The sequence below is a fragment of the Sanguibacter biliveldensis genome (genome assembly GCF_033798665.1).
Taxonomy (GTDB): domain Bacteria; phylum Actinomycetota; class Actinomycetes; order Actinomycetales; family Cellulomonadaceae; genus Sanguibacter; species Sanguibacter inulinus.
In genome coordinates this window covers 2645805-2666061 of sequence record NZ_CP138359.1, presented here as the reverse complement: position 1 = coordinate 2666061, position 20257 = coordinate 2645805, and the positions used below count along the sequence as shown (strand labels likewise).

General features: G+C 70.2%; 21 protein-coding genes and 2 pseudogenes. 16 read left to right on the top strand and 7 right to left on the bottom strand.

Annotated elements, in window-relative coordinates; all coding sequences use genetic code 11:
• The first annotated feature begins 1 nt into the window (after window position 1).
• The 6 genes from trmD (at window position 2) to SANBI_RS11645 (ending at window position 3990) form a co-directional block, all read left to right on the top strand.
• The gene (trmD, locus tag SANBI_RS11670; RefSeq protein WP_319161294.1) at window positions 2–778 is read left to right on the top strand and encodes a tRNA (guanosine(37)-N1)-methyltransferase TrmD; all 777 of its coding nucleotides are present in this window, start codon (window positions 2–4) and stop codon (window positions 776–778) included.
• A gap of 276 nt (window positions 779–1054) precedes the next feature.
• A complete protein-coding gene (gene rplS / locus SANBI_RS11665) occupies window positions 1055–1411 on the top strand; it encodes a 50S ribosomal protein L19 (RefSeq protein ID WP_056129949.1) in 357 nt (118 codons plus the stop codon).
• 165 nt (window positions 1412–1576) lie between these two features.
• Window positions 1577–2311, top strand: coding sequence for a signal peptidase I (lepB, locus tag SANBI_RS11660; RefSeq protein WP_408669704.1), 735 nt, complete (start codon window positions 1577–1579; stop codon window positions 2309–2311).
• Window positions 2308–3048: a ribonuclease HII gene (locus SANBI_RS11655; protein WP_319155186.1), complete on the top strand. Its 741-nt coding sequence runs from the start codon at window positions 2308–2310 to the stop codon at window positions 3046–3048. The genes lepB and SANBI_RS11655 overlap by 4 nt, the downstream gene beginning before the upstream one ends.
• 7 nt (window positions 3049–3055) lie before the next feature.
• Window positions 3056–3355, top strand: coding sequence for a DUF2469 domain-containing protein (locus tag SANBI_RS11650; protein WP_056129958.1), 300 nt, complete (start codon window positions 3056–3058; stop codon window positions 3353–3355).
• Window positions 3356–3642: 287 nt separating this feature from the next.
• Window positions 3643–3990 carry a cupin domain-containing protein gene (locus tag SANBI_RS11645; protein ID WP_319155183.1) on the top strand — a complete coding sequence of 116 codons (348 nt, stop codon included), beginning with the start codon at window positions 3643–3645 and terminating at the stop codon, window positions 3988–3990.
• A gap of 100 nt (window positions 3991–4090) precedes the next feature.
• Here the strand turns inward: SANBI_RS11645 and SANBI_RS11640 are convergent, their stop codons facing one another.
• Window positions 4091–4732 (bottom strand): helix-turn-helix transcriptional regulator, encoded by a 642-nt coding sequence (locus SANBI_RS11640; RefSeq protein ID WP_319155180.1) that lies wholly within the window; start codon window positions 4730–4732, stop codon window positions 4091–4093.
• A 176-nt stretch (window positions 4733–4908) separates the two neighbouring features.
• Here SANBI_RS11640 and SANBI_RS11635 point away from each other — a divergent pair, with 176 nt between their 5' ends.
• The 3 genes from SANBI_RS11635 to fdxA all read left to right on the top strand — a co-directional run bounded on the left by SANBI_RS11635 (window position 4909) and on the right by fdxA (window position 7521).
• On the top strand, window positions 4909–5067 hold the full coding sequence (locus SANBI_RS11635) for a hypothetical protein (RefSeq protein WP_319155178.1): 159 nt from the start codon (window positions 4909–4911) through the stop codon (window positions 5065–5067).
• A gap of 39 nt (window positions 5068–5106) precedes the next feature.
• Window positions 5107–6915, top strand: a complete 1809-nt coding sequence (locus SANBI_RS11630; RefSeq protein WP_319155176.1) for a cupredoxin domain-containing protein — start codon at window positions 5107–5109, stop codon at window positions 6913–6915.
• A gap of 240 nt (window positions 6916–7155) precedes the next feature.
• Window positions 7156–7521, top strand: coding sequence for a ferredoxin (gene fdxA, locus SANBI_RS11625; RefSeq protein WP_319161292.1), 366 nt, complete (start codon window positions 7156–7158; stop codon window positions 7519–7521).
• Window positions 7522–7702: 181 nt separating this feature from the next.
• On the opposite strand, the gene SANBI_RS11620 is transcribed toward fdxA, so the two are convergent.
• The 5 genes and pseudogenes from SANBI_RS11620 to SANBI_RS18825 all read right to left on the bottom strand — a co-directional run.
• Window positions 7703–7927: a hypothetical protein gene (locus SANBI_RS11620; protein WP_319155174.1), complete on the bottom strand. Its 225-nt coding sequence runs from the start codon at window positions 7925–7927 to the stop codon at window positions 7703–7705.
• 19 nt (window positions 7928–7946) lie between these two features.
• A complete protein-coding gene (locus SANBI_RS11615) occupies window positions 7947–9467 on the bottom strand; it encodes a molybdopterin-dependent oxidoreductase (RefSeq protein ID WP_319155172.1) in 1521 nt (506 codons plus the stop codon).
• Window positions 9468–9859: 392 nt separating this feature from the next.
• Entirely contained in the window at window positions 9860–10312 is a 453-nt protein-coding gene (locus SANBI_RS11610) for an RpiB/LacA/LacB family sugar-phosphate isomerase (RefSeq protein WP_319155169.1), read from the bottom strand.
• A 73-nt stretch (window positions 10313–10385) separates the two neighbouring features.
• Window positions 10386–10760: a Crp/Fnr family transcriptional regulator gene (locus SANBI_RS11605; protein WP_319155167.1), complete on the bottom strand. Its 375-nt coding sequence runs from the start codon at window positions 10758–10760 to the stop codon at window positions 10386–10388.
• Between the two features lie 18 nt (window positions 10761–10778).
• Window positions 10779–11042 (bottom strand): annotated as a pseudogene (locus SANBI_RS18825) (Crp/Fnr family transcriptional regulator); the annotation flags it as partial.
• Window positions 11043–11448: 406 nt separating this feature from the next.
• On the opposite strand from SANBI_RS18825, the gene SANBI_RS11600 reads away from it, so the two are divergent.
• The 5 genes from SANBI_RS11600 (at window position 11449) to SANBI_RS11580 (ending at window position 17326) form a co-directional block, all read left to right on the top strand.
• Complete coding sequence (locus SANBI_RS11600; protein ID WP_319155165.1) at window positions 11449–11832, top strand: YraN family protein; 384 nt, start codon at window positions 11449–11451, stop codon at window positions 11830–11832.
• A complete protein-coding gene (locus tag SANBI_RS11595) occupies window positions 11832–13370 on the top strand; it encodes a YifB family Mg chelatase-like AAA ATPase (RefSeq protein ID WP_319155162.1) in 1539 nt (512 codons plus the stop codon). Before SANBI_RS11600 ends, SANBI_RS11595 begins: the two co-directional genes overlap by 1 nt.
• A gap of 404 nt (window positions 13371–13774) precedes the next feature.
• Entirely contained in the window at window positions 13775–14872 is a 1098-nt protein-coding gene (gene dprA, locus SANBI_RS11590; RefSeq protein WP_319155160.1) for a DNA-processing protein DprA, read from the top strand.
• Between the two features lie 451 nt (window positions 14873–15323).
• A complete protein-coding gene (locus tag SANBI_RS11585; protein WP_319155156.1) occupies window positions 15324–16256 on the top strand; it encodes a tyrosine recombinase XerC in 933 nt (310 codons plus the stop codon).
• Complete coding sequence (locus tag SANBI_RS11580) at window positions 16253–17326, top strand: FliA/WhiG family RNA polymerase sigma factor (RefSeq protein ID WP_319155154.1); 1074 nt, start codon at window positions 16253–16255, stop codon at window positions 17324–17326. The genes SANBI_RS11585 and SANBI_RS11580 overlap by 4 nt, the downstream gene beginning before the upstream one ends.
• Before the next feature lie 63 nt (window positions 17327–17389).
• On the opposite strand, the pseudogene SANBI_RS11575 reads toward SANBI_RS11580, so the two are convergent.
• Window positions 17390–17776, bottom strand: a pseudogene (locus SANBI_RS11575) (M23 family metallopeptidase); the annotation flags it as partial.
• Window positions 17777–18390: 614 nt separating this feature from the next.
• Here SANBI_RS11575 and rpsB point away from each other — a divergent pair.
• Both rpsB and tsf read left to right on the top strand, forming a co-directional pair.
• A complete protein-coding gene (gene rpsB / locus SANBI_RS11570) occupies window positions 18391–19305 on the top strand; it encodes a 30S ribosomal protein S2 (protein ID WP_319155152.1) in 915 nt (304 codons plus the stop codon).
• A gap of 87 nt (window positions 19306–19392) precedes the next feature.
• A complete protein-coding gene (tsf, locus tag SANBI_RS11565) occupies window positions 19393–20232 on the top strand; it encodes a translation elongation factor Ts (RefSeq protein WP_056130011.1) in 840 nt (279 codons plus the stop codon).
• The last annotated feature ends 25 nt before the right edge of the window (window positions 20233–20257 follow it).

The following is a 20257-nucleotide window of genomic DNA, read 5'->3' as shown; positions in this document are numbered from 1 at the left end:
GTTGCGCATCGACGTCGTCTCGATCTTCCCGGACTACCTCGCCCCGCTCGAGCTCTCGCTCGTCGGTAAGGCTGCGCAGTCAGGTCTGCTCGACCTCACGGTCCACGACCTGCGGTCCTGGGCGACAGACCGGCACCGCACCGTCGACGACACGCCCTTCGGCGGCGGTGCGGGGATGGTCATGCGCCCGGACGTGTGGGGCGCGGCCCTGGCCGACGTCCTCACTCCCGACGCCACGCTCGTCGTCCCCACGCCGTCGGGGGAGACCTTCACGCAGCGCGTCGCCGAGCAGCTGGCCCTCGAGCCCGCGCTCGTCTTCGCCTGCGGGCGCTACGAGGGGATCGACGCCCGCGTCGCCGAGCACCACCGGGCGGCCGGCGGGACCGTCCGCGAGCTGTCGATCGGGGACTACGTCCTCAACGGCGGCGAGGTCGCCTCGCTCGTCATGATCGAGGCCGTCGCGCGTCTCCTGCCCGGCGTGATCGGCAACCCCGAGTCTCTCGTCGAGGAGTCGCACGGCGAGGCCGGGCTCCTGGAGTACCCCGTCTACACCAAGCCGCCGAGCTGGCAGGGCCTCGACGTCCCTGAGGTGCTGCTCAGCGGTCACCACGCGAAGATCGCCCGCTGGCGCCGTGACAGGGCCATCGAGCGCACGATCGCGCGGCGTCCGGACATGATCGAGGCGCTCGACCCGAGCATGCTCGACAAGGCCGACCGCACGCTGCTGACCGGGCACGGCTGGCTCCCCGGCGAGGACGGCCGCTTCCACCAGGCCTGACAGGCGGGGCGTGATCGGGCCGCTCGACGGGCGGGTAGTGCTCACCTGTCCGGCTGTGGCAGAATCAACCCTTGGTGCACGCTGGACCGGACACTGCCACAGGGGCGTCCAACACAGCTGTTTCACTGCTCCGATCGATCGTCGCACGGCACCCCTCACGGGATGCCGGTCCTGCGACCGGTGAGGCACCACATCCACTCATCACCATGGGCACGGCAGCCACGCGCGGCCGGACCCACGAGACGTACCTGACCTGTGGCAGGACGGGGAGAGAACATGAACACGCTCGACAGCGTCGACGCAGCATCGCTGCGTACCGACATCCCGGCCTTCCGCTCCGGCGACACGGTCAAGGTCAACGTCAAGGTCGTCGAGGGCACGCGCTCGCGTGTCCAGGCGTTCCAGGGTGTTGTCATCGCCCGCGTCGGCGGCGGCGTCCGTGAGACCTTCACGGTCCGCAAGATCAGCTTCGGTGTCGGGGTGGAGCGTACGTTCCCCGCCAACGCACCGTCGATCGAGTCGGTCGAGGTCATCACCCGCGGTGACGTGCGTCGCGCCAAGCTGTACTACCTCCGCAAGCTTCGCGGCAAGAAGGCGAAGATCAAGGAGAAGCGCGACTTCGTCTCCAAGTGATCCTCGTGCGGCTCGTCTGACGAGCCGCGGGAGCAGCACGGTTCTCACACGAGGGCGGCCACCGAGGTGGCCGCCCTCGTGCGTGCCCGCCGAAGGTGGCGTGGGGCCCCGCCGCGACTCGCGGACCGAGAGCATTCGATGATCACCTCCAGGAAGTGGGACAGTATGCGAGTGACTCCTGACGCAGCGCACCCTGACGGCTCGACCGACGCGGGTGCAGCGACCGCCGAGAAGCGCAAGGGATCGTTCCTGCGCGAGGTCGCGATCATCGTCGTGAGCGCTCTCGTGCTCTCGTGGGTCATCAAGTCGTTCTTCGTCCAGGCCTTCTTCATACCCAGCTCGTCGATGGAGGACACGCTCGTCGAGGGCGACCGCATCCTCGTGTCCAAGATGGTCCCCGGGGTCTTCGACGTCCACCGTGGCGACGTCGTGGTCTTCAAGGACCCGGGTACGTGGCTCGCCGGGACACCTCAGCCGCAGCGCAACGCCTTCCAGCAGGGCGTCACGGACGTGCTGACCTTCGTCGGGCTGCTCCCGCAGGACTCGGGCGAGCACCTCGTCAAGCGCGTGATCGGGGTCGAGGGCGACCACGTGACCTGCTGCGACTCCGAGGGCCGTGTCTCGGTCAACGGACAGTCGATCGACGAGCCGTACATCAAGCCGGGCTCCGCCCCGTCGCTGCTCGAGTTCGACCAGACTGTGCCCGAGGGCTTCCTGTGGGTCATGGGTGACAACCGTGCCCACTCGAGCGACTCCCGCTACAACGCCGGCAGCCCCGGCGGCGGTTTTGTCCCCGTGGACAACGTCGTCGGCACGGCCTTCGTCAAGGTCTGGCCCTTCGACCACCTCGGCTGGCTGCGCAACCCCGGAGAGACCTTCGAGGACGTCCCGGCACCGTGAGCACGCGCACCGCAGTCCCACCAGTCTTCGCCGACCTCGCGGTCGAGTCGACGCTGCTCGCCTCCGGGACGGCTCGGCTCGCCGGGATGGACGAGGTCGGCCGCGGTGCTCTCGCTGGTCCTGTGAGCGTGGGTGTGTGCGTGGTGGACCGGGTGACAGGTCCCTGCCCTGTCGGCCTCACCGACTCCAAGGTGCTGACAGCCCGGGCTCGTACCGAGTACCTGCCGCTCATCGACGAGTGGGCCGTCGCCACGGCCGTCGGGTCTGCGAGCGCCGCGGAGATCGACGCGATGGGGATCATCCGTGCGCTGCGTCTCGCCGGTCAGCGTGCCCTCGTCGCGGTCTCCGAGATCGCTGGCCCCGTCGACGTCGTGCTGCTCGACGGTTCGCACGACTGGTTGACCGAGCCCGAGCCGGACCTCTTGACGATGCTCGAGGGGGAGGAGGTCGCCGCACCTGCGGGGTATCTGCCGCCGACAGTCCACACGCGGGTCAAGGCCGACCTCTCGTGCGCGTCGGTCGCCGCGGCGAGCGTCGTCGCCAAGTGCGAGCGCGACGCGGCGATGGTCCAGCTGGCGAAGGAGCACCCGCACTACGGCTGGATCGGGAACAAGGGCTACGGCTCCGCCCAGCACGTCGCAGCCCTGTCGGAGCACGGCCCGAGCCCGTTCCACAGGGTCAGCTGGCGTCTCCCAGGGGTGGCTGCGGCGGCGGGCGCCGCCCCTGATGGTCCATGATGGTCCAGTGAGTGCTGAGGACCTGGAGAACTACGAGACCGACATGGAGCTCGCGCTGTACCGCGAGTACCGCGACGTGGTGCGGCTCTTCGCCTACGTCGTGGAGACCGAACGGCGGTTCTACCTCGCCAACAGCGTCGACCTGCAGGTGCGGTCCGCTGCCGGAGAGGTGTACTTCGAGCTGAGGCTCAACGACGCCTGGGTGTGGGACGTGTACCGCTCGAAGCGGTTCGTGAAGTCTGTGCGCGTGGTGACCTTCAAGGACGTCAACGTCGAAGAGCTCGCCCAGGCAGAGCTCGACCTGTAGCGGACGGATCCCGGGGCGTCGTCGGGTCCGGCGGTCGCCTCGGGACCGATGGAGTCGTCTGGACCGATGGTCGTCGGCGTCGTCGGCGTCCTGCGCGACACCTGGTGGATGGGCGACGTCCGTGAAGGACGGGGTGTCCGGTATGCTTCATTCGTGCGTGATGCTCGCGACTGTCGTGTGCCCGCCCTGACGCTGGGCGCGGACCGCCGGCCTGGAGCACGCCAGCGCACCCTGCGGCGGCGACTGTGCCCGGCAGGTTCGCCTGCGATCTGCACCCAGAGGGAACCATGGCTCATCTCGGTCGTCTTGCCCAGTCCCACCTCGAGGCGGCGCGTGCCGCAGACCATGGCCGCAGTGCCGAGCTCTTGCTGCACGACGGGCCGTTGCGGCAGACGCTCATCGCCCTGGCGTCGGGGACCGAGCTCGCGGAGCACAACTCGCCGAACGCTGCGAGCCTGCAGGTGCTCCTCGGTCGCGTGCGCGTCACGGGCGGGCAGGGTGAGTCCATGGCGGCTGGGGAGGTCGCGGTGCTGACCCACCTGCGGCACGCGGTGCTGGCCGAAGAAGACTCCGTCTTCCTGCTGACGACAGTCACGGGTGTCGAACCGTCTGATCGGCCCTTGCGCGCGCGATGACGCTGCGGCCTCGCCGGGCGGGTCGCGGCGCGGCTTGCGCCTCGGGCTGCGGGCCTGCCCTGGTGGCCGGGGTGGCCTGCGGTGGTCGGAGCGTCCGACGTCACCCGTGGGGTCCGCCGCCCCTGCTGAGCTCGAGCCTGCACGCCCCGGGGTCGGAGAACGGGAAGAGCTCTGCGCTCACGTCGTCGGCTCCGTCGGCGTCGAGCACTCCCTGCACGATGCCCAGGTGCACGGCGCAGACGACGTCGGGGTAGGCCTGGGCTGTGGTCAGCAGGGGGCAGCGGGTCAGCAGGGTGGTCGACGGCTGCCCGCCGGGTTGTGGCGCGAAACCGAGCTGTGCGAGCAGCGTGACCACGTGCTTGCGCGGGTCCGCGTCGCGCTCGGGTGCGGACGGCGAGCTGCTCACGAGGTCGCGGCCCCACTCGGCGCCCGCGACCGCGGCATCGCGGTCCGGTGTGCTGCTCGTGCGCCGGATCGTCGAGGCCAGCGCTGCAGCAAGACCTGTGTACTCCGAGCGCACCAGAGCGTGCTCCGCGCCCGTCGCGGCGTAGGTCGCGGCTGGTCTCCCGCGGCCGTCTGGCACGCCGCTGCCGCGGACGGCCAGGCCGACGTCGACGAGCGCTGCGAGGTGCTCCCGGACCGTGTTGACGTGCAGGCCTGTGGCAGCGCCCAGGGCCGCGAGCGTGGTGGGCTGCGACTGCGACCTGAGCGCGGCCAGCAGTGCTCGTCGAGACGTCGACATCGCTGATGTCGACGTCGGTGCCTCGGGTGCGGGAGCTGGGCCCAGCCCGTCGCGAGGAAGTGGCGTCACGGTCCTATGAATATCCACGGGTCTCAGTGTAAGAATATATGCCTGACGCCGCCAGTCACCGAGGGGATCTCGGACGGGCAGTCGCGGCCCCCAGCTGGAGGTATCCCGTGGACGAGGTCCTGATCACCGTGGACGAGGCCGAGCGCGACCCCTCTCGGACGCTCCGGTCGGCCGAGGTCTGCTGGCCCGCCGGGTTCGTCGCCAGCCACGTCGAGCCTGGCCCGTCGGCCTGGCACCTGAGCCTCGTCCCTCCTGTCACGGTCTGACCCGCGGACGCCTCTGTGAGATCTCGCTGGCACCTCCGGGTGAATGCCCTCGTCCTCGGCTGGCTGGTCGCCGCTGCGCTGGTCGCCGTCGTGCACAGCGGTGTCCCGGAGGCTCGGTGGCTCGTCGTGCACGCGCTGCTCCTGGGGGCCGTCAGCACAGCCATCCTCATCTGGAGCGCGCACTTCGCCGAGGCGGTGAGGCGACGGGCGCTGCGCGGTGGGCACCGCGACCAGGCGGTCCGTCTCGTCGTGCACACCGTCGGTGCGACGACGACGGTCCTCGGTACGGTCGTCGGCAGCCTGGCCGTGGTCGTGGCAGGCGCTGTGCTCGTGGGGCTCGTCGCCGTCTGGCACGGCGTGGTCCTGTGGGACCAGAGCCGTCGCGCGCTGACCTCGATGCTGGGGTGGACGACCTGGTTCTTCGTCGTGGCCGCTGCGAGCCTGCCGGTCGGGATCGCCCTCGGTGTCCTGCTGGGCCGGGCGTCGGGGGAGGCCCACTCCCGCCTCTACGTCGCTCACGTGGCGTCGATGGTGCTCGGATGGGTCGGCCTGACGGTCGTGGGGACCCTTGTGACGCTCTGGCCGACGATGCTCAGGGTCCGGATGCAGCCCGGCGGCGCGCGCCCGGCCCGCCAGGGGTTCGTCGCCCTGGTGCTCGGTCTCGTCCTCGTGGTGACAGGCGCCGTTGTCGGTCTGCGGTGGCTCGCAGCGGTCGGTCTCGGCGTCTATCTCGCGGGACTCGTCCGCAGCGCCGTGCCGCTGGTCGACGAGGCCCGGCGGCGCAGGTCCGGCTCCTTCGCGACCCGGTCGGTGGCCGCAGCGTCGTTGTGGTGGTGCGGCTCTGTCCTCGCGTGGCTGGTCGTGCTGGTCTTCGCAGCAGGATGGCCGGAGGTCGAGGTGCGGGTGGGGGGACTGCTCGCCCCCGTCGTCGTGGGTTTCGCGCTCCAGGTGCTCCTCGGCGCGTCGAGCTATCTCGTCCCCATGATCTTGGGCGGAGGTCCCGCTGTGGTCAGGGGCACCAACGCCGTCGCCGACAGCTGGGGGACCATGAGGCTCGTCCTGGTCAACGGCGGCCTCGCCCTGAGCCTGCTGCCCGGTCCGCGTCTGCTCGTGGTCGCAGCATCGGCAGTCGTCGTCGCCGCGCTGGTCTGGACCCCTGTCCTCCTCGTCCGTGTCGCGGTGCTCGCCCGACGGCCACGGCCGCAGCCGACCGCCTCGGTCGTGACGACGAGCAGTCTTCCCGGCCCGGGCGGCGCTGCGCGTGTCCCACCGAGGCTCATGGGACAGCGCGGGCAGGCCCTCGCGGCCGGTGCCGTCCTGACCCTCGTCGTCGTGGTGGGGATCGCGGCAGACCCTGAGCGGCTCGGCGCCGGAGCGGCTGGCGCTGGTGTGCCACCCACCGGCGCTGTAATCGAGGTCGCTGTCGAGCTCCGCGACATGCGGTTCGAGCCGTCGTCGGTCGACGTCCGGGCCGGTGCCGAGCTGGTGCTGGTCGTCACCAACACCGACGACAGCGTCCACGACCTCGTCCTCGAGACGGGGGCGAGCTCGGGGCGGCTCGCTCCGCAGGAGTCCGCGCGCGTCGAGGTCGGGGTCGTCGGAGACGACCTGTCGGGTTGGTGCTCCGTCGCCGGTCACCGGCAGATGGGCATGGTCTTCGACGTGCGCGTCGTGAGGGCTGACAGCTCCGGCGGGGCGACCGGCGGAGCGCAGACCCTAGGACTGCAACCCGCGCAGGGCGGGTTCGTCGAGCTGGTCCCGGCCGAGGCCGGGCACTACCCCTTCGTCTCGCACCGCATGGTCGACGCCGAGCGCGGAGCGCACGGGATCCTCGAGGTCGCCGGGTGACGAGACCACCGTCCTGCCGGGCCACGTCCTGCCAGGTCCGGCAGGAGAAAGAGGACCCGGACTGAACCAGAGAGGAGGGCCGAGGGCAGATCTGAGCGCAGGTCAGAGGTTTTTCCGAGGCCTGTGCCTCGAGTGCCGAGAACGCTTCCTGCGGAGTCTGCGGAGGCGGCACCGAGGCCTGGCCCATCCTCGATCATCGTGATCGAGGTCCATCGAGAGACGACGAGAGAGCTGAGACAGATGACGTATGTGATCGGCGCACCCTGCATCGATGTCCTGGACAGGGCGTGTGTCGAAGAATGTCCCGTCGACTGCATCTACGAGGGTGAACGGTCCCTCTACATCAACCCGTCAGAGTGCATCGACTGCGGGGCGTGCGAGCCCGTCTGCCCGGTCGAGGCGATCTTCTACGAAGACGACCTCCCGCCGGACCTGGAGCCCTTCCTGGCGGACAACGCGGACTTCTTCGCCGTCACCCTCGACGGGAGGAGCGAACCGTTGGGGAACCCGGGCGGCGCGGCCGCCCTCGGAGTGGTCGGTGCGGACACCGAGCTCGTCGCGAGCTTCCCCGCTCGCGTCCCACCGGGCGCAGGAGAGTCAGCGTGACGTGTGCGCGGCGCCCTGTGCGTCGGGGAGGTCTCGTGCTGTCGCGCTGCCCGATTCCCTGTGCGAGCAGGGGAGGGGCGACGGCAGGGGTGAGGCCTGACCTCTGACGTCCCTCCAGGCACGGAGCGCCCAGACGGCCTCGCCCCCGCTCGGCGGGGGTGAGACCGTCTCGGTCCAGAGGTCATGCCGGGGCGGCGACCGAGTACCTGCCCGCCGTGCGGAGCGCTCGGTCGACGACGTCAGCGTCGAGCACGACGTCGTCCGTGTGCTTGAGGATGATGCGAGCCCCGGTGCCCGAGAGCTCAGCCGAGAAGCCCCCGACGCCGGGGACCGCGTACATCGCGGTACGGACCCTGAGCACGTCGCGGTGGGTCGTCATCCCCGCGACGGGGAAGATCGTGCTCATCACCTCGTCGCCTCCTGCTTCAGATCACGCCGTTGAAGGCCTGCATGGCGCCGTCCTCACGAGTGCCTCCGCGACCGTCTCCGTAGTCGGCGTAGTCGCGGATCCACTCGACGGACCTGACCCACTTGACCATCTTGTAGCCGTGGTTCGACTCGACCCGCAGTCGCAGCGGTGCGCCGAGGTGGATGTCCAGGGGACGGTCGTTGCGCTCGTAGGCAAGGATCGTGTCGGCCTCTGCGACCATCTTGAGGTCGAGGACCGTGTAGAACGGCTCCCGTGGTCGGTGGTCCCACATCTCCTGGGCGAGGCCGTGCGACGTGATCATCACGTACCTCGCGCCCTCGGGGCGTGGGCCGAGGAGGTCGAGGACCTCCGCCAGTCGCACCCCCGTCCATCGGGAGGTCGCCGACCAGCCCTGCATGCACGTGTGGACCGCGATGTATTCCGTCTTCGGCAGCGCCTTGAGGTCGTCGAGCGACACCGTGACGGAGCTGCCGTCGAGGGTGCTGCCGATCTCGAGGCGCCAGTCCGACCATCCGCCGTCCCGGAGCGCCAACCACTCGGGCGACTCGTCCTGCGTAGGTGGCAGCCCGTTCGTCCAGTGGAACTCGGACAGGTCCTTCTCGGTGTACGCGGTCTGGTCCCGCATCCGGGGCCGCATCCATCCGAGCCCGAACCTGCGTGCCGGCTCGGTCAGTGCGACGAGGATCTTCTGGGTGCGCGGGCGATCGAGGAGCGACGCGTAGCTCAGCCCGATCCAGGAGGCGAAGACCACCACGATCGTGAGGATCGCGATCGTGAAGGCCTGGGCGTACCTGGCGGTGTCTGTGACCCCGAAGATCATGTGCGGCAGGTTGTGCTCGGCGTGGACGAGGAAGACCAGGCCGACGTGCATGACGATGAACAGCGTCATGAGGACCATCGCGATGAAGTGCAGCGAGCGTGCACCCTGGTGCCCGCCGAGGAGCTTCACGAACCGCGGGAACCTCGACCTGACCGCTGGTGCCATCGCCAGCCCCGTGACGATGAGCAGAGGAGCCAGCACGAAGAGGACGCCCGTGTACGCGAGCATCTGGAGCGCGTCGTAGGGCTGGAAGTGCTCGATGCCCGGCGTGTCGAGCCCTGCGTAGATCTTCAGGGAGGCCCAGGCCTCGGGGAAGACCGACCACTCGGTCGGGACGATCCGTCGCCAGAGGCCTGTGCCGAAGAGCAGGGCGACGTAGACGATCCCGTTGAGCATCCACAGCATCACGCCGAGCCCGTGGAAGTGGCGTGCCAGCCCGATGTTCTTGCGACCGGGGAGCGTGAAGACCGGGCTCGCGCTCCGCTCGTCCATCAGCGAGGTGTACACACCTTCTTCTTGAGGAAGCTCGCGGCGGGTGAACTTCAGCCACTCGGTGCCGGGCTTGCTGTCGTTGCGCCACCACAGCCTGGGCAACGAGGTGAGCATCTCCCAGCCGCTGCGCAGAAGGATGCCGATCAGCACGAAGTTGATCAGGTGAGTGGCTTGCAGCCACAGGGGAAAGTTCGGGTCGTCCACTGCGCTCTCCGTTGCTCGGGGCTGCTCGGCGACTCGGCAGATGATGATCCCGGGCCGACGTCCAGCGATCCTCGTGAGACACCGGCGCCCGCGATGGAGCCGGTGATCTTCAGGCTGTCGACCGCGTCGTGGCTCTGCGTGCTCTGAGGTGGCCGAGGATGCCGTCCGGCGCCTGTGCCGTCACGGACCCCTCAGCCGGGGGATCGTCCCGCTGCCCCGTCTGTCTCGTCCTCGAGGCAGACCGGCCAAGAATGCTCGTCAACCAGATGAACGTATCGAGGCGTCCGCCGGCAGTACATGATCCAGATCACGCACCGCTCGATGGTGGACGGAGGATGTGGGGACGACCAGGTCCGGGTGGCCGGAGGTCCTGGTCGTCCCTGCCGCGCTGGTCAGGACTGCGTCGTCGACGCCTCGAAGCCTGTGATCTCGACGAGTCTCGTGGCGTAGCTGCTCGCTGGGTCGTGCCGCAGGTCGAGCCAGAGGTCGACGAGCGAGACGGCTGCGGCTGCGGCGATGACGTCCTGACCCATGCACAGCACCTGGGCGTCGTAGTTCTCGACGGAGCCTCGTACCGTCGTCAGGTCATGGGCTGTCGCCGCGCGGACGCCCGGTACCTTGCTCGCGGCGATCGCCGTCCCTATCCCGGTCCCGCAGACCAGGATCCCGCGGTCGGCCCGCCCCTCGGCGATCGCCTTCCCTGCGGCGAAGGACACGGCTGGGTAGGTGGAGTCCGCCCGGGACACGTCGACGACCTCGCCGACCCGGTGGTCTGCTCCGAGGTAGGCCTTCAGGATGTCTCGCAGTGCTGCCCCGTTCGCTGGGGCTCCGATCACGATGCGCATGTCTGTCGTCTCCTGTCGTCGGTGGTCCTGCGTCGATTGCTGACTTCGTCCTGCGGTGCCGCGTGACCGGCTCTCACCCCTCTGCTATCCCTGCGAGCCGGCTCTTGTCGAGGACGGACGTCCAGTGGCGGCCTGTGCCGATGATCCCGTCGTCACGGAGCAGGCTCATCACTCGGCTCACGGTCTCCGCGCTCAGCCCTGTCGATGCCGCCATCTCGACACGGGTGAGGGAGGGTGCGAGGACGACTGCGCCGTCCTGCTCGGTCCCGAACTTGTCGGCCAGCAGCATCAGGACCGCGGCGACCCGCTGCTGAGGGTTGTCCGCAGACAGCCGGCGGATCGTCTGGCGCGTCTGCTCCACGCGGAGGAGGGCTTCCTCGAGGGCGGCCCGGGCGAGCCCGGGGCGCCGGTCCATCATCTCGACGAGCCTGTCGGCAGGGATCGTCAAGACCTGTGTCCTGGCCATGGCCTGGGCACTGTCCGGGTGCAGGAGACGACCCAGCAGACCCGGTCCTCCGAAGCTGTCTCCAGGGCCCAGGATGTCTGTGACCACATCCCGCCCGTGGGCCGAGGTGCGGATCAACCTCACGGCGCCCGAGACCACGCAGAAGAGGTGGTCTGCCGGGACGCCGACCCTGTAGACGAGCTCTCCGGGCCGGTATCTGCGGGATCGGACGAACGGTTCGACGGCCCGGACGTCTCCCGGTGCTGCCTTCGCGAGCCACGGCATGCGGCTCAGGATGTCCAGACGCCTGCCGAGCGAGCGGTCATGACCTGACCCAGGTGCTGGAGGTGTGGTGAGAGTGAGCGTCTCTCGGGTGGTCATCGTGCCTCCGTGTCTCGGCGCGTGCGTCTAGAGCCTCAGGACCGTCGCGCACGACCGGCGCGCACCAGGGCGGCGACCTGGGACGAAAGCCAGTCATCTCTTCTTTGAGCAAAAAGCAACTATAGGGCTTTTTATCCGTCGTCGTCGTCGTCGTCGGCTGCTGCGCGCCGTCCGTCACGACGTGCGGTATCCGCGTCCTCGTTCCCGTGTCCGTCCACAGATGTTGATCGTGACCCGTCGTACACAGGTCGACAGTCTCTCGTCGCGTCGAGGACGGTCGGCGGCGCATGGTCTGTCTCGGAGGTACGACATGGACGTGGACAGGACAGACCGGGCTGCAGTGGGCCGGTACGGAGAAGATCTCGCGGCGCAGATGCTCGTCGCTGCGGGCTGGGTGGTCGTCGACCGGAACTGGCGAGGCACCCGCGGCGAGATCGACATCGTGGCCCTCGAGGGGCGTGAGCTGGTGGTCGTCGAGGTGAAGACCCGCACGGGTCTCGGGTACGGCCATCCTGCCGAGGCGGTGACGCCGGTCAAGCTCGCCCGGTTGCGTCGTCTGGCGGGGGAGTGGCTGGCTGGACGGGTCGTCGAGACCCTCGCCGAGCGTCCGCTCTCGGTGCGGATCGACGTCGTCGCGGTCCTGCTGGTGCGTGACGAGCCGGCACGGCTCGAGCACCTGGTCGGGGTCGTCTGATGGGGCTCGGGGTGACGCTCGCCGTGTGTCTCGTGGGGATGACGGGGCATCTTGTCGAGGTCGAGGCCCACCTCGCAGCGTCGGTGCCAGGCTTCACGCTCGTCGGTCTGCCCGACACCTCCTTGGCCGAGTCGCGTGACCGCGTCCGCGCCGCCGTCGCCTCGACAGGTCTGGTGCTGCCCCAGCGGAAGGTGACGGTCAACCTGTCACCTGCCTCGCTGCCGAAGTCCGGATCAGGCTACGACCTCGCGATCGCCGTGGCGATGCTCGCGGGGGCGGGGCTCGTCCGCCACGAGGGCCTGGCCCGGACTGTCCACCTCGGTGAGCTCGGGCTCGACGGACGGGTCCACCCGGTCCGTGGGGTCCTGCCCGCGGTCGCGGCGGCAGCGGCGGCGGGCGTCACCCGGGTCGTCGTCCCAGCGGCGAACGCCGCCGAGGCGGGTCTGGTGCCAGGCATGGAGGTCTACGGTGCGCACAGGCTCGCAGAGGTCGTCGCACGCTACGGGGCGGACGTCGTCGTCCCGCCCGACGTCGGGGTCCGGCCGGGAGGTCTGGTCGCGGCTCACGTCCGGACCGACCTCGGTGACCTGAGCGACGTGGTGGGGCAGGCATCCGCCCGTGCCGCGCTCGAGGTCGCCGCCGCCGGCGGGCACCACCTCCTCATGGTCGGACCGCCGGGCACAGGCAAGACGATGCTCGCTCAGCGGCTGCCGGGCCTGCTCCCGGCGCTCACGGAGTCGGAGGCGATCGAGGTGACTTCCGTGCACTCTGTGGCCGGGACCTTCGACGCGTCCCGAGGCCTGCTGGACAGGCCTCCGTTCGAGGACCCCCACCACACCGCGACGCCGGCAGCCGTGGTGGGCGGTGGCAGCGGCACACCCAGACCAGGGGCAGCCTCGAGGGCGCACCGCGGGATCTTGTTCATGGACGAGGCGCCCGAGTTCTCCCCACGGGTCCTGCAGACGCTCCGGCAGCCGCTCGAGCACGGCGAGCTCGTGATCCAGCGGGCGGCCGGCAGCGCACGGTACCCCGCCAGGTTCCAGCTCGTCCTCGCCGCGAACCCGTGCCCGTGCGGGCTGGCCATCGGGAAAGGGCTCGAGTGCTCCTGCACGCCGATGGCCCGGCGGCGGTACTTCGCGAGGTTGTCCGGCCCCTTGCTCGACAGGGTCGACCTGCAGGTGGAGGTGCACCCCGTGACCCGGCTCGACGCCATGGACGAGACGGTCCGCGAGGGGACGGACGTCGTGGCGCGACGGGTGCTCCAGGCGCGTGAGGCCGCCCGTGAGCGGTTGCGCCCCGCGGGATGGACCACGAACAGCGAGGTGCCGGGGACCTGGTTGCGGGACAAGATCGGGCACGGTCGCGTGCTCCTCCGGGATCTCGACGCGGCGCTCGACCGCGGGACGCTGAGCCTGCGGGGCGCCGACAGGGTGCTGCGGGTCGCCTGGACGCTGGCTGACCTCGCTGGCCGTCTGAGCCCTGAGCCTGACGACATCGGGCGTGCGTTGATGCTGCGGACCCGGGGGCACGGGCTGTGAGCGCTCGCAGCACCACGGGCGTGGATCCTGCCGACGACGAGGAGCGGCTCGCGCGGGCGGCCTGGAGCCGGATCGCCGAGCCGGCGGACAGCACCGCCGGGGCGCTGGTGCGTGCGGTGGGGCCCGTCGACGCCCTCCGGTGGTTGGAGAGCCTGGCGACCGGCGGGTTGGCCTGGTCGCCTGCGCGAGAGGTCCCGACCACTCAGGCCTCTCGGGACAGGGAGACCGTCGACCCGGCCCGGCCACCTTCGTCCGCGGCCCCGGTGACGCCGGCCGGACCGGGCGAGGTCGTCCCGACCGCGAGAGTGGATGCCACGCTCTTGGGACCGGCAGGACCGGCAGGACCGGCAGGACCGGCCCCGACCAGCACTCGTCGTCAGAGGGGGCGACCAGATGGTCAGCTGGTGCAGGACGACCTGCTCGGGTCCCCAGCATCGGTGCGACGCGGGGTCGTCGGTCTGTGCGAGGTCCTCGGTGTCGACGACCCGACCGTGCAGCGACGGTTGATGTCGGCGGCCGGGCGGTGGCTGCGTCGCGCGGGTCGGGTCGACCCGGAGGTCGACCTCACGAACCTCGGACGGCTCGGTGGACGTCTGGTCGTCCCGGGTGACCGCGAGTGGCCGGTGCAGATCGACGACCTGGGAGACGAGGCACCCTTCTGCCTCTGGGCACGGGGAACGGTCAGGGTCGACGAGGCGCTGGCCGGGGCGGTCTCGATCGTCGGCGCGCGGGCCAGCACCGACTACGGCGAGCGGATCGCGGCAGAGATGGCTGCGGGTCTTGTCGACGCTCGCCGCGGCACGGTCTCCGGAGGTGCGTACGGGATCGATGCAGCCGTGCACAGGGCGACGCTCGCCGTGGACGGGGTGACTGTCGCCTTCCTGGCCGGCGGTGTCGACCGCCTCTACCCTGCGGGGAACACGGCCCTCCTGCGGGCAGTCGTCGACAGAGGCGGTCTGCTGCTGAGCGAGGTGCCGCCCGGCGCGGTCCCGAGCCGGGTGAGGTTCCTCAGGCGCAACAGGCTGATCGCAGCGGCTGGGCGCTCGACAGTCGTCGTCGAGGCGGCCTGGCGGTCAGGGTCGCTCGTGACCGCTCGGCTCGCCGCCGGGCTCGGGCGACCCGTCGGGGCTGTCCCTGGACCCGTCACCTCCGCTGCCTCGGCGGGGTCCCACCGCCTGATGCGAGAGGGGGTCGCCGTGTGCGTGACGGACGTCGCTGAGGTCCTCGAGCTCACAGGTGCGGCGGGTGACGGGGTTGCCGAGCTCGCTGAGCAGGAGGCACGCCGGGACGAGAGCGGTGCTCGCCCCCACGACGGTCTCGACGACCGTGCCACCGCGACGCTCGACGCCCTCCCTGTCCGCAGGCCCGCGACGGTCGAGGCGCTGGCGCGGTCCTCGGGGCTGGCGCCCCACGAGGTCATGTCCGCCCTGGGGGTCCTCGAGCTCAGAGGGCAGGCTGCCCGGAGCGAGGCGGGGTGGAGACGCGCGGGCCGTGGCCGGTGACTGCGGGGTGACCAGGAGCGACCGGGTGGTCTGCTTAGACCACCGTCGGTGTGGACGCCCGGTCGCCGTGACGACGCGCTCGCAGCTTCCCGCCCGTCGGATCACGGCTCGGAGAGGCCCCGGCGAGGAGGAGCGCCGACACCAGGGCACCCGGCCCGAGGATGGCTCTCGTACTGGTCAGGGGTGTCAGAAGAGCTGACTCCTCGGTGCCTGGCCCGGCGCGGTCCTCGTCCTGGTCAGGAGTGTGCAGCGACGCCCTCAGAGCCTGAGGTGTCCACCGGTGCGGGTGGACCGACCGCATGGTAAGCGATGCGAGCAGGGTGAAGTTGCTCTGGCCGCACCACGACCGGCGTCTGATTTCCTCGGTTTTCCAAGGAATGGTGACTGCCGTCTCAAACTCCATCCGTGTGGGTCCTTGAACGCGACGCCTGGACAGTCCACCGTATTGCCCATGCAGCAGAGCGCCGGCGGAGCACCGAGCCTCGACGACGACAGCGTCCTCGAGGACTTCGCCGCACACCTGACCTCTCAGCGGGGCCTGTCCGACCACACTGTCCGCGCCTACCTCTCTGACGTCGCACAGCTCTCGACCTTCGCGCAGGAGTCAGGGGCCGAAGGCCTCGCAGGCGTCGACCTCGCGACGCTGCGTGGCTGGCTGGCGCAGATGGCTGGGCGGAGCCTGTCACGGTCGACGGTGGCTCGTCGTGGTGCGGCCGTCAGGTCGTTCTACGCCTGGGCCGAGCGCACCGGCCGCGTCGGCGCAGATCCCTCCGTGCGGCTGGGCAGCCCGAAGGTCGCCCGTTCGCTGCCGACGGTGCTCGCAGTCACCGGAGCCGCCACGCTCATGGAGACCGCCCGTGAGCTCGCCGTCGACGGCAGCCCAGCCGATCTTCGGGCCTGGGCCTGCGTCGAGCTGCTCTACGCCACCGGGGCCCGTGTCGGAGAGCTCGTCTCTCTCGACCTCCAGGACATCGACCTCGATGCGCGTTCGCTCCGGGTGATCGGCAAGGGCGACCGCGAGCGCGTCGTCCCCTTCGGTGTCCCTGCGGCAGATGCTCTGCGGTCGTGGCTGCAGGACGGGCGCCCCGCCCTCGCTGGTGGGAGCGGTGCCACGGCGGTCTTCCTCGGTCAGCGGGGCCAGCGCTGGGGCCAGCGGCAGATCCGTGAGGCTGTCCACAGGCTCGCGGCTCTTGCGGCCGTCGACGACGTCGCGCCTCACGACCTGCGCCACAGCGCTGCCACTCATCTGCTGCACGGTGGTTCTGACCTCAGGACCGTCCAGGAGGTCCTCGGGCACTCGACCCTCTCGACCACGCAGCGCTACACGCACGTCTCGGCCGAACGTCTCAGGTCGTCCTACCAGCTGGCGCACCCTCGCGCATGATCGAAGCAGAGAACCTCATGACCGCACCGAGCCCTGTCACGCTCGACGAGCACGTCTCGCCCCAGGGCGCGACGCTGCTCGCGGAGCCGACCTCGCGCGACAGCTCCACCACGGCCGTCTCCGACGCCGTCGACACCGCTGCTCAGGTGTCCGTCCTCGCTCGTGCTGCTGAACCCACCCATGACACGTCCTCACGACCCGCGCGGTCTGGCATGCTCCACGAGCGTCTCGACAGGGACGCCCGCCGGACCGTGGTCGTCGCGTCCAGCGTCGCCGTCGATGCCGCGACCGCTGCCGCGTCAGCAGCCGCTCGCGAGATCGCCGGGGTCTGGCAGCGGTACAAGAGCTGCGCCGACGCGATGCTCCGTGAGCAGCTGATCCTCCACTACGCCCCGCTCGTGACCTCGGTCGCGTCCCGCGTCGGGATGAAGCTCCCGAGCACCGTGGAGCACGCAGATCTCGTCTCCTACGGGATGTTCGGGCTGATCGATGCGATCGAGAAGTTCGAGCTCGACCGCGAGATCAAGTTCGAGACCTACGCCACGTCTCGCATCCGGGGCGCGATCCTCGACGAGCTCCGTGCCTCCGACTGGGTCCCGCGTTCTGTCCGCTCCAAGGCGCGCGCTGTCGACCGCGCCCACGCGGAGCTCGAGGGGACGCTGCACAGGGCGCCGACCGACACCGAGATCGCCGAGCACATGCAGATCCCGGCGAGCGAGCTCCGGTCGATCCGCCACCTCGTCTCGACGGTGAACCTCGTCGCGCTCGACGAGGTGTTCGGGGCCAGCGAGCAGCTCGAGCCCGTCGGGCACCTGGACGTCGCCCAGGGTTCGCGCGCCACGGACCCGGCCCGGTCCTTCGAGTCCAAGGAGACGAAGTTCCTGCTCTCGCAGGCGATGGACCAGCTCGGCGAGCGCGAGAAGATCATGCTCGTCCTCTACTACTACGAGGGCATGACCCTCGCCGAGATCGGCAAGGTCCTCGGTGTGACCGAGTCGCGCATCTCGCAGATGCACACCGCCGCGATGGGCAGGCTGCGGGAGAAGCTGTCCCGCAGCGAGGGGGCCTGAGCCCCTGACGGGGAGCAGGACCACCGGCTCGACGACTCCCAGCAGGACCAGCGGGTCGAGGTAGACGTCGCCGCGCCGCACGCCCCAGTGCAGGCACGACGCAGGTGCGCAGTGCGACGACGCCCCGTCGCCGACAGTCCCCACGGGCTCTCCTGCGGTGACCGAGGTGCCGACAGCGAGGCTGGGGTCGACCGGCTCGAGCGTGGACCGCAGACCGCCTGGGTGCGTCACGACCACCAGAGGCCTGCTGACCACGACCCCCGCGAAGGTGACCACACCGGCGGCTGGGGCCACGACCGTCGCCCCAGAGGCGGCAGCGAGGTCGACGCCGCGGTGCCCGGCCTCCCACGGTGCGTCGGGCAGGTCGACGTCGGAGACGAGGAGACCTGACGACACGAGAGCGGCCCGGTCGACCGGGCCTGGAGGCACGGTCCCTACCGGCAGGACCATGTCGGGCGACGCGGGCTCGCTGCCCGCCGGGGTCGCGCCAGATGACGACGCACCTGACGCACCTGACGCACCTGAGGCCGCCGCGGCCGATGACGGTGCTTGGGCGCTGGCGCTGGCGCAGACGAGGACGAGGACGAGCGCGACGGTCCTGGCGATCCGCGCACGTCTCGAGCGTTCGAGCGCGGTGGTGCGAGTTCGTGTCATGCGTCGAGGGTGCTGGACCTGTCCCCGGCGGGCCATACCCGTCAGGGGAGCGGTGGACGACCGTGGCCCTCCACAGGGTGGATGTCCGGTAGACTTCACGGTGCGACCGCCGTGTTCGTGCTGCCTGCAGGTAGCCGTCGTGGCCCGGGACGCTGGTCTGAGAGGACCCGCACCGAGGTACGACGGACCGCGCAGAGCCGGACGAGCCGGAGATCGACTTCACGCACCTGACCGACCGGCCCCGCCGGTCGCCAGACGTGGGCGCGGTCCGGGGAGAACCCGGTGCCCAGGTCTGAGGTGCTAGGGGCGTCACCCACCGGGGTGCTCGCCGACAACCGGAACGCGGCCTCGTGCCGCAGAAGACTGTGCACGACGCTGGGATGATCCCGGTCGTGCCGAAAGGAAGTGCCATGGCCGTCGTGACCATGCGCCAGCTCCTCGAGAGCGGTGTCCACTTCGGACACCAGACCCGTCGTTGGAACCCGAAGATGAAGCGTTTCATCTTCACGGAGCGCAACGGCATCTACATCGTCGACCTCCAGCAGTCGCTGTCGTACATCGACCGCGCCTACGAGTTCGTCAAGGAGACGGTCGCCCACGGTGGGTCGATCCTCTTCGTCGGCACCAAGAAGCAGGCGCAGGAGCCCGTCGCCGAGCAGGCTGCTCGTGTCGGCATGCCCTACGTGAACCACCGCTGGCTCGGTGGCATGCTCACCAACTTCCAGACGGTCAACAAGCGTCTGCAGCGCCTCAAGGAGCTCGAGCAGGTCGACTTCGACGACGTCGCAGGGAGCGCCTTCACCAAGAAGGAGCTGCTCATCATGCGTCGTGAGCGCGACAAGCTCGCCCGCACCCTCGGCGGCATCCGCGACATGGCGAAGATCCCCTCCGCCGTGTGGATCGTGGACACCAACAAGGAGCACCTCGCGGTCGACGAGGCGCGCAAGCTGCACATCCCGATCGTCGCGATCCTCGACACCAACTGCGACCCCGACGTCGTGGACTACAAGATCCCGGGCAACGACGACGCCATCCGCGCCGTCGCGCTGCTGACGCGAGTCATCGCCGACGCCGTCGCCGAGGGCCTCATCGCCCGTCACGCCGGCAAGTCCGGTGGCGCCGAGGCGACCGAGGCCGAGCCTCTCGCCGCCTGGGAGCGCGAGCTCCTCGAGGGTGCGTCCAAGGACGCTGCCGCGACCGAGGCTCCGGCCGCCGAGGCCCCCGCTGCTGAGGCGCCCGTCGCCGAGGCACCTGCTGCTGAGGCGCCCGCCGCCGAGGCTGCTGCCGAGGTCGAGGCCCCGGCCGCCGAGGCAGAGTCCAAGTAGTAGACAGCGTCCCGGGTGGACGGCCGGGCTCGTCCCGGCCGTCCACCCGCACCCTGATCCAGCTCCTAGACCCGAAGGACACAACTTATGGCGAACTACACCGCCGCTGACATCAAGGCGCTCCGCGAGCGCACAGGTGCAGGCATGCTCGACGTCAAGAAGGCGCTCGACGAGGCTGACGGCAACGCCGAGAAGGCTCTCGAGATCATCCGCATCAAGGGGCTCAAGGGCGTCTCGAAGCGTGAGGGCAACGCCACGTCCGAGGGCCTCGTCGCCCTGGTCGTCGAGCCCACCGACGGTGGAGAGGTCGGCACCGTCGTCGAGCTCAACTCCGAGACCGACTTCGTCGCGAAGTCCGACGCGTTCATCGCGCTGGCCGACCGCGTCCTCGCGGCCGTCGCCGCGTCGGGTGCCACCGACGTCGAGGCCGCCCTGGCCGCCGACGTCGACGGCGAGACCGTCGCCGAGCTCGTCGCGTCGACCGCTGCGACCCTCGGAGAGAAGATCGTGCTGCGCCGCGTCGCTCGCGTCTCCGCTCCCAAGGTGACCAGCTACCTGCACCGCACGAGCAAGGACCTCCCTCCGTCGATCGGTGTCCTCGTCGGCACCGACGAGGCCGGGGCTGTCGTGGGCAAGGACATCGCGCAGCACATCGCCGCGATCGCGCCGAGCTTCCTCAGCCGTGAGGACGTCCCCGCCGAGACCGTCGCCAACGAGCGTCGTATCGCCGAGGAGACCTCGCGCAACGAGGGCAAGCCCGAGGCTGCTCTGCCGAAGATCATCGAAGGCCGCCTCGGCGGGTTCTTCAAGGACGTCGTCCTCCTGGACCAGCCCCTTGCCAAGGACCCGAAGAAGTCGGTCGCGAAGACCCTCGAAGAGGTCGGCGGCACCGCGACGGCGTTCGTGCGCTTCCGCGTCGGCTCCTGATCGACTGAACGACGCCGATGCCCGG

Excerpts from the sequence above, each read along its gene's own strand:
- SANBI_RS11585 (WP_319155156.1), top strand. The coding sequence starts at position 15,324 with ATGCAGCAGAGCGCCGGCGGAGCACCGAGCCTCGACGACGACAGCGTC.
- SANBI_RS11580 (WP_319155154.1), top strand. The coding sequence starts at position 16,253 with ATGATCGAAGCAGAGAACCTCATGACCGCACCGAGCCCTGTCACGCTC.
- SANBI_RS11640 (WP_319155180.1), bottom strand. The coding sequence starts at position 4,732 with ATGTCGACGTCTCGACGAGCACTGCTGGCCGCGCTCAGGTCGCAGTCG.
- SANBI_RS11645 (WP_319155183.1), top strand. The coding sequence starts at position 3,643 with ATGGCTCATCTCGGTCGTCTTGCCCAGTCCCACCTCGAGGCGGCGCGT.
- rplS (WP_056129949.1), top strand. The coding sequence starts at position 1,055 with ATGAACACGCTCGACAGCGTCGACGCAGCATCGCTGCGTACCGACATC.
- rpsB (WP_319155152.1), top strand. The coding sequence starts at position 18,391 with ATGGCCGTCGTGACCATGCGCCAGCTCCTCGAGAGCGGTGTCCACTTC.
- SANBI_RS11620 (WP_319155174.1), bottom strand. The coding sequence starts at position 7,927 with ATGAGCACGATCTTCCCCGTCGCGGGGATGACGACCCACCGCGACGTG.
- SANBI_RS11610 (WP_319155169.1), bottom strand. The coding sequence starts at position 10,312 with ATGCGCATCGTGATCGGAGCCCCAGCGAACGGGGCAGCACTGCGAGAC.
- SANBI_RS11595 (WP_319155162.1), top strand. The coding sequence starts at position 11,832 with ATGGGGCTCGGGGTGACGCTCGCCGTGTGTCTCGTGGGGATGACGGGG.
- tsf (WP_056130011.1), top strand. The coding sequence starts at position 19,393 with ATGGCGAACTACACCGCCGCTGACATCAAGGCGCTCCGCGAGCGCACA.
- lepB (WP_408669704.1), top strand. The coding sequence starts at position 1,577 with ATGCGAGTGACTCCTGACGCAGCGCACCCTGACGGCTCGACCGACGCG.
- fdxA (WP_319161292.1), top strand. The coding sequence starts at position 7,156 with ATGACGTATGTGATCGGCGCACCCTGCATCGATGTCCTGGACAGGGCG.
- SANBI_RS11600 (WP_319155165.1), top strand. The coding sequence starts at position 11,449 with ATGGACGTGGACAGGACAGACCGGGCTGCAGTGGGCCGGTACGGAGAA.